This window comes from Acinetobacter sp. 1566109 (assembly GCF_000582255.1).
Lineage (GTDB): Bacteria > Pseudomonadota > Gammaproteobacteria > Pseudomonadales > Moraxellaceae > Acinetobacter > Acinetobacter nosocomialis.
Genome location: NZ_JEYB01000021.1, coordinates 57,281 through 68,133 on the forward strand (window position 1 = coordinate 57,281; position 10,853 = coordinate 68,133).

The 10,853-nt window shown below is 40.3% G+C and carries 7 protein-coding genes; 2 read left to right on the forward strand and 5 right to left on the reverse strand.

Translation table 11 applies throughout. The annotated features are described in order from the left end of the window. The first annotated feature begins 219 nt into the window (after positions 1-219). Positions 220-1,434 carry an aromatic amino acid transaminase gene (locus J582_RS14920; protein WP_000486246.1) on the forward strand — a complete coding sequence of 405 codons (1,215 nt, stop codon included), beginning with the start codon at positions 220-222 and terminating at the stop codon, positions 1,432-1,434. 48 nt (positions 1,435-1,482) lie between these two features. Here J582_RS14920 and dld read toward each other — a convergent pair whose 3' ends face one another. From dld to lldP, 4 genes are all read right to left on the reverse strand, one after another. Then, positions 1,483-3,189, reverse strand: a complete 1,707-nt coding sequence (gene dld / locus J582_RS14925; RefSeq protein WP_032048176.1) for a D-lactate dehydrogenase — start codon at positions 3,187-3,189, stop codon at positions 1,483-1,485. A gap of 451 nt (positions 3,190-3,640) precedes the next feature. Beyond that, a complete protein-coding gene (gene lldD, locus J582_RS14930; protein ID WP_031996596.1) occupies positions 3,641-4,786 on the reverse strand; it encodes an FMN-dependent L-lactate dehydrogenase LldD in 1,146 nt (381 codons plus the stop codon). Continuing rightward, positions 4,783-5,535 (reverse strand): transcriptional regulator LldR, encoded by a 753-nt coding sequence (gene lldR / locus J582_RS14935; protein ID WP_004711163.1) that lies wholly within the window; start codon positions 5,533-5,535, stop codon positions 4,783-4,785. Before lldR ends, lldD begins: the two co-directional genes overlap by 4 nt. A 19-nt stretch (positions 5,536-5,554) precedes the next feature. Next, positions 5,555-7,222: an L-lactate permease gene (gene lldP / locus J582_RS14940; protein WP_171073049.1), complete on the reverse strand. Its 1,668-nt coding sequence runs from the start codon at positions 7,220-7,222 to the stop codon at positions 5,555-5,557. A gap of 373 nt (positions 7,223-7,595) precedes the next feature. On the opposite strand from lldP, the gene J582_RS14945 reads away from it, so the two are divergent. Further along, positions 7,596-8,966 carry a phosphomannomutase/phosphoglucomutase gene (locus J582_RS14945; RefSeq protein ID WP_032048178.1) on the forward strand — a complete coding sequence of 457 codons (1,371 nt, stop codon included), beginning with the start codon at positions 7,596-7,598 and terminating at the stop codon, positions 8,964-8,966. A gap of 27 nt (positions 8,967-8,993) precedes the next feature. Here the strand turns inward: J582_RS14945 and J582_RS14950 are convergent, their stop codons facing one another. Beyond that, positions 8,994-10,835, reverse strand: a complete 1,842-nt coding sequence (locus J582_RS14950) for an LTA synthase family protein (RefSeq protein ID WP_032048179.1) — start codon at positions 10,833-10,835, stop codon at positions 8,994-8,996. Positions 10,836-10,853 lie beyond the last annotated feature (18 nt).

The window sequence follows — 10,853 nt, forward strand, 5'->3', positions numbered from 1 at the left end:
TGAATGAAAGCATGAGTTAGAAATTAGTTTCTATTTACCGTAATTTCTTTTAAATCTTTTTATCATTTTCATCCAGAAAATATCGATATTAGTGAAATTATCAGGTGCTTCACGGTAGCTTTATTGATACATTATTGAGCATCGACATAGTTGTGGCGTATTTTTCGAGACAGAAAAAACCCAGCACTATGCATATTGTTGAATGAAAGGACTTTTTTGATGTTTCAACATATCCCCCCATACGCAGGCGATCCAATTCTCTCTTTAATGGAACAGTTCAATGCTGATACTCGTTCTGAAAAAGTAAACTTGAGTATTGGTCTTTATTATAACGAAGACAGCATTGTTCCTCAGTTAGAAACCATTATCGAGGCGCAAAAGCGTATTGAGCCTAAGAACGGTAAAACCAAACTTTATTTGCCAATGGAAGGCTTCAAACCTTACCGTGAAGCAATTCAAGCACTTTTATTTGGTGCAAACAGCCCAGCAGTTAAAGCTGGCCGTGCTGTAACCATCCAAACGCTTGGTGGTTCAGGTGCATTGAAAGTTGGTGCAGATTTCTTAAAAACTTATTTCCCAAATTCAGACGTTTGGGTAAGCCAACCAACTTGGGATAACCACGTTGCGATTTTCAATGGCGCTGGCATCAAAACTCATTTCTACCCATATTTCGATGCAGAAACGCGTGGTGTAGATTTTGACGGTATGTTGTCTACACTTAAAACTTTGCCTGAGCAAAGCATTGTGTTGTTACACCCATGCTGCCATAACCCAACGGGTGCTGACTTAAACCCAGCGCAATGGGACCAAGTGATTGCAGTATTAAAAGATCGTAACCTTATTCCATTCCTAGACATCGCTTACCAAGGTTTTGGTGACGGTATGGAAGAAGATGCGTATGCAATTCGTGCCTTAGACCAAGCGGGTCTAAACTTCATCGTGAGCAACTCGTTCTCTAAAATCTTCTCTTTATATGGCGAACGCGTTGGCGGCTTAACTTTCGTATGTGACGATGCAGAAGCTGCTCAGTGCACATTCGGTCAGTTAAAAGCGACTGTACGCCGTATTTACTCTAGCCCTCCTACAACAGGTGCTTGGTTAGTTGATGAAGTGTTAAATGACGCTGAACTTAACCAACAATGGCAAGGCGAAGTGAAAGAGATGCGTGAGCGTATTATCAAAATGCGTAGCATCTTGAAAGATGAACTTACTAAAGCGTTACCAGACCGTGACTTTAGCTACCTTGTAAACCAAAAAGGTATGTTCAGCTACACAGGTTTAACTGCTGAACAGGTTGATATCTTGCGTGAAGAATATGCAATCTACTTAGTACGTAGTGGCCGTATTTGTGTAGCAGGTTTAAACATGAACAATGTTTACACTGTTGCTAAAGCAATGGCTGAAGTGCTTGCTAAATCAGTAGAAGCAGCATAAATCATCTATTAAAAAAGGCGCTTCGGCGCCTTTTTTTATGTCTCGATATTAAGATTTAGCCTTACCCCAATATTTCAGTTTTGAGGTATGGCCAATACCCACATTAAAGCTATTGGTTGGGTCGAGTTTTTGATAGAAATTGGCTAATGCAGGTTTGGCAATGTAAAGGTGCCCAACATTATGCTCTGCCGGATATTCAGCACGGCGCGCATCCAGTAATTTCCACATTTGATGTTCCATTTCTAATGGGTCATGCCCCTTTTTAAGAATATAGTCCTGATGGAATACATGACAAAAGAAATGCCCATAATAGAGTTTATGGATGATCTTATTTTCCATCTCGCTAGGCAGTTGCTCTACCCATTCACGGTCATTACGGCGTAACGCAATATCAAGCGCCACAATATCTTCAACTTCACTACGGTGCGTATCACGATAACGAATTGCCGCCCCTGCAATCGCAAAACGGTGTAAGAACGCCTTTCGACCTTCCTCTTCACTACATACAAAATAATTACCTGACTGATGCACAGTAAAATATTCTTTTAAAAACTGCTCTGTCTGTGCTTTCGAATTATTTTCGACACGTAAAACCAAATGGTGCTCATAACGGTCTCGATATTCGGTCATACGATTCGGCAAATGACTCGGTAAAAAGAAGGTAATCGCCTGTAAAATCTGGTCTGTTAAGCCTTTAATTTTAAATTTTTCTAAAAAGCCATCGACTTTGTCTTTCATCGCGAAAGCTTTTGGAACATTGGCTGTACCAAACTTTTCAATAAATAAGAAGGTGTCTTTTCCGTACTTTTCACCAATCAAGTAAGCGTCACGGTGAATATATTCGCCTGCAATCGGTAGGCTGGGCAGAGAGGTCAGTAAGTAACGACGAATGGCCGTTAAATCATCGGCATCATTACTACCAATATAAAAAACACTGCTCTCTACTTTTTCATAGGTATCAAGGCGTACAGCAAACACACAGACTTTACCTGCCGAACCTGATGCTTCAAACAATCGTGACGGGTCTGCATTAAAACGAGCAGGCGTATCTTCATCGACCTGAGTCACATCGTGAGCATAACGATGGTCCGATGCCTGTTTTTCACTGTCATCTAAAATATCAACGGCTTGATATTGCTGCTTCTCTAAACGCGTCAAAATCTCTTCGGGAGTCGAGCCTAAATTTACGCCTAAATGGTTCACCAGCTCCAATTGACCAGCAGCATTGACCTGAGCATATAGCGCCAGTTCAGTATACGCAGGACCACGACGTACCAACGCACCACCAGAGTTATTACACACCCCACCCAGTACCGATGCTCCAATACACGACGAACCAATCACCGAATGCGGTTCACGATTATAGCCTTTTAAAATTTGCTCTAAATTATCTAAGGTTGCACCCGGTAAACAAATGACTTGCTTGCCATCATGGATGACTTGAATACCCTTTAATCGGCGTGTACTCATGACTAAAACAGGACGGTCATAGTCATCGCCATAAGGCGTTGAACCACCAGTGAGTCCTGTATTTGCTGCCTGCATAATGACAATACAATCTGCCTCAATTGCCGCCTGCAACACTTGCCATTGCTCTAGCAAGGTCCCTGGTACAACCACTGCAAGCACTTTCCCCTCACCAAAACGACGACCTTGACGGTACTGACGCGTACTTTGATCATCGGTCAAAACATAAGAACGCCCTACAATATTCTGTAAATGTTCGATCACTGCTTGAGGAGAAAATGTTTGCATGATGGTTTCCTTTTGGTCATCCCTACCACATAGTTTTTTAAAAATCAGAAAAGCTCAAGGGAGTTTTTCCATTTAGAACTAATATTTAAAGTAGCTAATTCCATTACTTTTGTTTTGGCAAAAGTAATCAAAACCATTGTCACTTACAGAACCTATTCGCTATATCCATTTTTCAATTTACATTGCAAAAACAAAATTTTGCTCCTACCACGCAGGCTGTAAGTGACGCTTAGCACTAGCAGCTAATCTCTAGGTGTTAGATTTAATTCAAATTGGCTACACATTGGCGGCAGGGATGCCGCCGTTTCGATGCGGTAGCAAGGACGTACCGTCATCGAAACAAAGGTTTTTGATTACTTTTTTAAAAAAGTAACGTCAATTAGCTACTTACATTAAACCTTTTCGGATAAGACTCCGTCGTGCCAATATCATCAAAGTTAATACGAAAATATTAGAGCTTCATCGCCTGTACTAAACAATCCGCATTAATATCCAAAATCGACTTAGCACCCGTGAGCGTCATCGCAACACGCATTTCCTTATCAATTAAATCAAGTAAGTTCGACACACCTTGCCCACCTGCTGCTGCCAAGGCATACACAAACGCACGGCCAAGTAAAACCGTATCGGCACCGAGCGCCAACATCCGCACCACGTCTAAACCATTACGAATGCCTGAGTCAGCCAAAATCGCTAAATCACCTTTTACCGCATCAGCAATTGCAGGCAATGCACGAGCAGAAGACATCACGCCATCTAACTGACGACCACCATGGTTCGATACCACAATTCCATCTGCACCAAAACGTACAGCATCTTTGGCATCTTCAGGGTCTAAAATGCCTTTAATTACCATTGGGCCATCCCAAAACTCACGAATCCACTCAAGGTCCTTCCATGAAATTGATGGGTCAAAGTTCGATCCTAACCAGCCAATATAGTCTTCAAGCCCAGTTGGTTTACCTAAATATTTAGAGATATTACCCAAGTCATGCGGACGTCCCATTAAGCCGACATTCCACGACCAATGTGGATGGAACATAGACTGCATATAGCGGCGCATCGCAGCATTTGGCCCACTCATACCCGAATGTGCATCACGGTAACGTGCACCCGGCACAGGCATATCTACGGTAAACACCAGTGTTGAACAACCCGCCGCTTTTGCACGCTCCAAAGCATTACGCATAAAACCACGGTCACGTAATACATAAAGCTGAAACCACATTGGGCGGTTAATCGCAGGTGCAACTTCTTCAATCGGACAAACTGAAACCGTTGAAAGCGTAAATGGAATGCCCTTTTTATCGGCAGCCATCGCGGCCTGCACTTCACCACGGCGCGCATACATACCTGTTAAGCCTACAGGTGCCAAGGCAACTGGCATCGACAGCGTTTCATTAAACAGTTTTGTCTCTAAACTCAACGCGGACATGTCATTCAGCACACGTTGACGCAATGCAATTTCTGACAAATCTTGTACGTTACGCTTTAAGGTATATTCCGAATACGCTCCACCATCGATGTAGTGAAATAAAAATGGAGGTAAGCGACGTTGTGCCGCAGCACGATAATCATTGCCAGAAGATATAATCATTTTGAATCAACTCTATTTAAACGATTTGCACGTTTCTGGCGAGCTTCATCTTCATCCAGAGAACGCACATGATTAATCACAAATTCAATATGACCGCAGACAGCTTGGCGTGCGGCCTCGGGATCTTTACGATCAATAGCATCCATCACCTGAAAATGCTGCTCGCTGAGCAAGTCACCATTGACAGGGTCGTTATAAACTTTCTTACGCCCTAACAAGACGTTGTATTGCAGCAAATCAAACAAGCTACGCATCATTTGAATCAGCACCACATTGTGAGATGCTTCGGCAATTGCTAAGTGGAATTCAGCATCTGCCACCGCGGCCTGTGCTGAGTCACCCGCATTTTGGTGACGGCTAATTTCATTAAAATAATGATGAATTTTGGCTCGATCTTCAGGCGTTGAACGTAATGCGGCATACCAAGCAGTGCCACCTTCAAGTAATAACCGCGCCTCTTGCACATCAAAACGGTATAACGGATCTTCTTCAATCAGGTTGCTAATTGGGTTCACAATGAGTTGCTGTGGCCACTGTTCAGGTAACTGCTGAATATAAGTCCCATCGCCACGGCGGCTAATCAGTACACCTTGACTATTGAGCTGTTGAATGGCTTCACGCAAAGACGGACGAGAAACTCCCAAGCTAGTTGCAAGCTGGCGTTCGGCAGGCAAACGGTCACCTTTTTTCATGTGACGCTCTTCAATTAATGCCTGCAATTTCATGACCACTTGATCGGAGATTCTCATCGCGTTTCCTTCACTGGAGTTATGGAATCATCCACGGAACCAGATAAGCCTGAACCGTAATAATGATGCCAACAAAGACAGTGAATATGATGCTATGTTTTACGGTGAAACGGAACAAGTCAGACTCTTTTCCAACTAAGCCTACTGCGGCACAAGCAATCGCAATCGACTGCGGAGAAATCATCTTACCAGTCACACCACCGCTGGTATTCGCAGCAACCAATAACACTTCCGGAATACCAATTTGCTGTGCTGTAGTTGCCTGTAGTGCCGAGAACAAGGCATTTGAAGAGGTGTCTGAACCTGTAAGGAACACACCAAGCCAACCCAAAAATGGCGAGAAGAAAGTAAACGCATGACCTGTATGCGATAAAGCTAAAGCCAAAGTAGCAGATAAACCTGAATAGTTCGCAATAAAAGCAAATGCCAACACCATACCAATTGAATAAATCGGTGTTTTCAACTCATTGAGTGTTTCACCAAAGGTTGTTACTGCCTCACTTGCTTTCATTTTTAAGAAAATAGCGGTGATGATTGCAGCAATAAAAATTGCCGTACCTGTTGCAGAGAACCAGTCAAACTTATAAATCGCCTCGTATGGTTTCATCTCTGCCACAATCGGCGGCATTTTTTCGACCAATTTATGCAAGTACGGCACTTCAAGTTTAAAAATCCAGTGTTCAAGAGCACCATCTTTTGCAAATAATGCTTTAAATGGCTTAACACTCCAGATGGTTACCATGACCGTTAAAATAGCAAATGGAGACCACGCCTTAGCAATTTTCCCAATACTGTAACGTTGAACCGTAGTAGGTTGCTGAGTCAACGTCTGACCCGCTTCAGGTCCAAAACGGAAAATATGTTTTGGTTGCCAAACGCGGAACAGCAAAGTTAAGCTCACCAATGACGCAATTGCAGCGGTAATGTCTGGTAATTCAGGGCCAATAAAGTTAGATGTAAGATATTGGGCAATCGCAAACGAACCACCACCAACGACTACCGCAGGCCAAGTTTCTTTAACACCACGCCAGCCATCCATAATCGCCATAATCCAGAACAGCACAATCAGCGTTAAAAACGGCAACTGACGCCCCACCATCTGGCTAATTTCCATAGTGTCTACACCCGACACCTGCCCAGCCACAATAATTGGAATACCCATTGCACCGAACGCAACTGGTGCTGTATTTACGATCAAACATAAACCAGCAGCATAAAGTGGTTTAAAGCCTAAACCGACAAGTAGTGCAGCGGTAATTGCAACAGGAGCACCAAAGCCCGCCGCCCCCTCAAGGAAAGTACCAAATGCAAAACCAACCAGTAACATTTGCAGACGTTGATCTTCAGTAATCGACAAAATACTTGAACGGATAACTTCAAACTGGCCTGTTTTTACCGAAATCTTGTATAGAAACACTGCCCCGATAATGATCCACGAAATTGGCCATAGACCATAGAAGAAACCATAGATAATGGATGCGAAGGCCATTTGGCCCGGCATTTGATAGAAAAAGAGAGCAATCAATAATGCAATAATAACTGTGCCCGTACCCGCGATACTGCCTTTTAAACGAAAAACAGCCAATGCCAAAAAGAAGAAAATAATCGGGATTAACGCAACCGCACTGGACAGCCAAATATTATTTAAAGGGTCATAAAGTTGTTGCCACATATTGAGCATTGTCATCTCCTTGAAATGCCGGGGCGAATTTTTTTACCTTAAACTTTTAAACATTCAACACAGTTGGTATGACCAATTAAAATTTAAGTGCAAATGTTATTCCTTAAACCGCAGATCGCATCATAAACACAGATATTGGCAAGATCAACAATTAAATAATCACCATAATTGGTATGACCAATACTATTAAGTAAAATCAAGTAATTTCTAATTTATAAATTTATTTATTAGACTAAAGTCGTAAAAATACTTTCTTATAAACTTAAATATTAACTACAGAAATGGAATGAAAAATTTGAATATAAAACTATAAACATACCTGATTCATGATCTATGTATAATGTGCACACAACTCAAACCACATGTATTGAATTGAATAATGACTACTTTAACGTGTTTTAAAGCTTATGATATCCGAGGCAAACTCGGCACCGAATTGAATGAAGAAATCGCCTATAAAATTGGCCGCGCTTACGGACAAATCTATAAACCAAAGACTGTGGTTGTAGGATGTGATATTCGTCTAAGCAGTGAAGCCTTAAAACAAGCGACCATCCGCGGGTTAAATGATGCGGGAGTGGACGTTCTTGATTTGGGCATGACGGGGACTGAAGAAGTTTACTTTGCTGCTTTCCATCTCGATGTACAAGGTGGTATAGAAGTTACTGCAAGTCATAATCCAATGGACTATAACGGTATGAAATTGGTTCGCGAAAATGCTCGTCCAATTAGTGCCGATACTGGTTTAAAAGAAATTCAGGCTTTAGCAGAAACTAATAACTTTGAAGAAGTTAGCCAAAAAGGTACAACGCAAAGCTATAACATTTTGCCTGAGTTCGTTGATCACTTAATTACTTATATTGAACCTGCAAAAATCCGTCCATTAAAGTTAGTAGTAAACGCAGGTAATGGTGCAGCTGGTCATGTGATTGATGCCATTGAAGAAAAATTTAAAGCGCTTAATGTACCAGTTGAATTTATTAAAATTCACCATGAAGCAGATGGTACTTTCCCAAATGGCATCCCTAACCCAATTTTAATTGAAAACCGTGACAGTACCCGAAATGCTGTTCTTGAGCATAAAGCAGATATGGGTATTGCATGGGACGGCGACTTTGACCGCTGTTTCTTGTTCGATGAAAAAGGTCAATTCATTGAGGGCTACTATATTGTGGGTCTATTGGCTCAAGCTTTCTTGATTAAACAGTCAGGCGAAAAAATTGTGCATGACCCACGTTTAGTGTGGAACACGTTTGATATCGTCGACGAATATAAAGGTGTTGCTGTACAGTCAAAATCTGGTCACGCGTTCATTAAAGACGTTATGCGTGAACACAATGCCGTATATGGCGGGGAAATGAGTGCTCATCACTATTTCCGTGACTTTGCTTACTGTGACAGCGGTATGATTCCGTGGTTACTTACTGTTGCCCTGCTTTCTGAAACAGGGCAATCACTTTCAACACTCGTTGAAAATATGATTACCAAGTTTCCTTGTAGTGGTGAAATCAACTTTAAAGTAACTGATACACAAATCACTATTCAAAAGATTTTTGATTTCTATGCTGCTCAAAACCCGGAAATTGACCGTACCGATGGTGTAAGCCTCGACTTTGGTGCGTGGCGTTTTAATGTCCGTGCTTCAAACACCGAGCCTTTACTACGTCTTAATATTGAAAGCCGTGCAGACCGCCAAGCTCAGCCAATGCAACATTATGTAGATGAATTGACTGGATTAATTCAGTCTTAATAGAGTTCATCTCAAAGAGATGGGACATTATTGTTCCATCTCCTTTTGGTTATTCTGCATAATTTTATAAGTATGATTATGTCCATCTAATACATCCTTATTTAGATTTTCATAACCTTTTAACAGCGCTTTCTTATCAAAATTACACGTTGGATTTTCATTGATAAATTTTTGGTGAATGGCACTATAACAACTCGAGACATCATCAACAAATTGATAGTAATCAGATAAAGGTAACCCTGCTAACTTTAATAGTTTTGGAGCAACGAAACTTGCGGCAATATAAGGTTGCTTCAAAGGCTTCTTATCTAATTTATAATTGCTCCACACTACAAACGGTGTCTGGTAATTTTTTAAGTTAGTTCGCTCAGGATCATCTTTAAAAAATCCATAACTCTCATAAACCTCCTGTAGATTTGGCAAATGATCACCAAAAGCAATTAAAATTGTTGGTCGATCTACTGTCTTTAAATATTCAGCGAGCTCTTTTAACTTTTGGTTAGCACGCGCAGTTCCAGCAGTATAAGTACTTAACTTTTGCTTTTCAGTCTCAGACAGCTCTTTGTTAAATTTATAATTTTGCTTACCAAAACGATCATCGTTATACATAGGATGATTTTCAACAGTAATCGCATAAATAAACTTTGGCTGTTGCTCGTTCTCTTCTAAAGTGGACTTAATCGAATCAAAAATAAGATCATCTGTAGCCCATCCTCCCAAATTAAAGACTGTAGAGCGATCTTTTTGGGCAATCATATTTTCAAGCGATATAAATTTATCAAACCCTAGGTCTGGATATACCTTATTACGATTATAATAATAACTGTAGTTATTATGCATTGCGACAGTCTGATAACCAATTGAATTTAAATAATAAGGTAGAGCATAAATTGGCTTTTTCAACTTAGAAACATATAACAATTCATTTGGGAAAAAAGTTGTGTTGAGGCTGGTAAGTACTTCAAATTCGACATTTGCAGTACCTCCACCAAAAGAAGGAGACAATAAATTAGACACTTGATTTTGATGAATAAAAGATAGTAAATCTTTTGGTAAACCACTATCTAAATGATGAGAATCCCAAAAAGATTCTTCCATCACGATAACAATGTTCGGATATTCCTTTTCATCCTCATCTAAAGATTGATCCAAATGATGCTGCTGCAAAATTTGTAGCATGTCTTGCTCAGATACTTTACGGTTAGGTAATAATACACTCGTTACATTATCTAATACCTTAGATATGTAAAACGTCACAAAACCATAATCTTGAATTTTCCGATAGTCCCCAATCCAGTCATTTCTGGTATTTGGAAACTCTTGTAAACTGGCGCAAATCATGGGTTTATTTTCAGAGAAACAAGCCCCAGTAGGATTTTTAATAAAATTTAAATAAATTAAGCCACTACCCAGCAATCCAAAAATAACGATATTGGGAACATAGGTATGAAAAGTCACTTTACTTTCTTTACGTATAGCAATCAGAAGTACAATAAGGAAGAAAATAATGAGCGTGAAAAAAATAAGTTGTAAGTGCCAAGGGGTGGCTTTCATTGCCTCAGGAAGTAAAAAAATATCTTCAGGGCTTAAATTACTAAATAAATATTGTTGCTTCTTTTTATTAATGAAATTTAAAAATATAACGAATAATTGGCTTAAAAAGAGTGCAGTATATTTACGACCTAAGACAATAAAAAAAAGTTGAATTACCGCATAATTAAAGAGAATTGAAAAAATAGCCTTTTCTGAAATCAAATAGCTATAAAACTTATGCCATGTCAGATTCAGATCCCATGCAACATATACACCTATACAGGTAGACAAAAAAGCAATAAAGATAAATAACAGTTGTTGGCGCAGAAAAACCATGACGACAAAAAGAGGCTA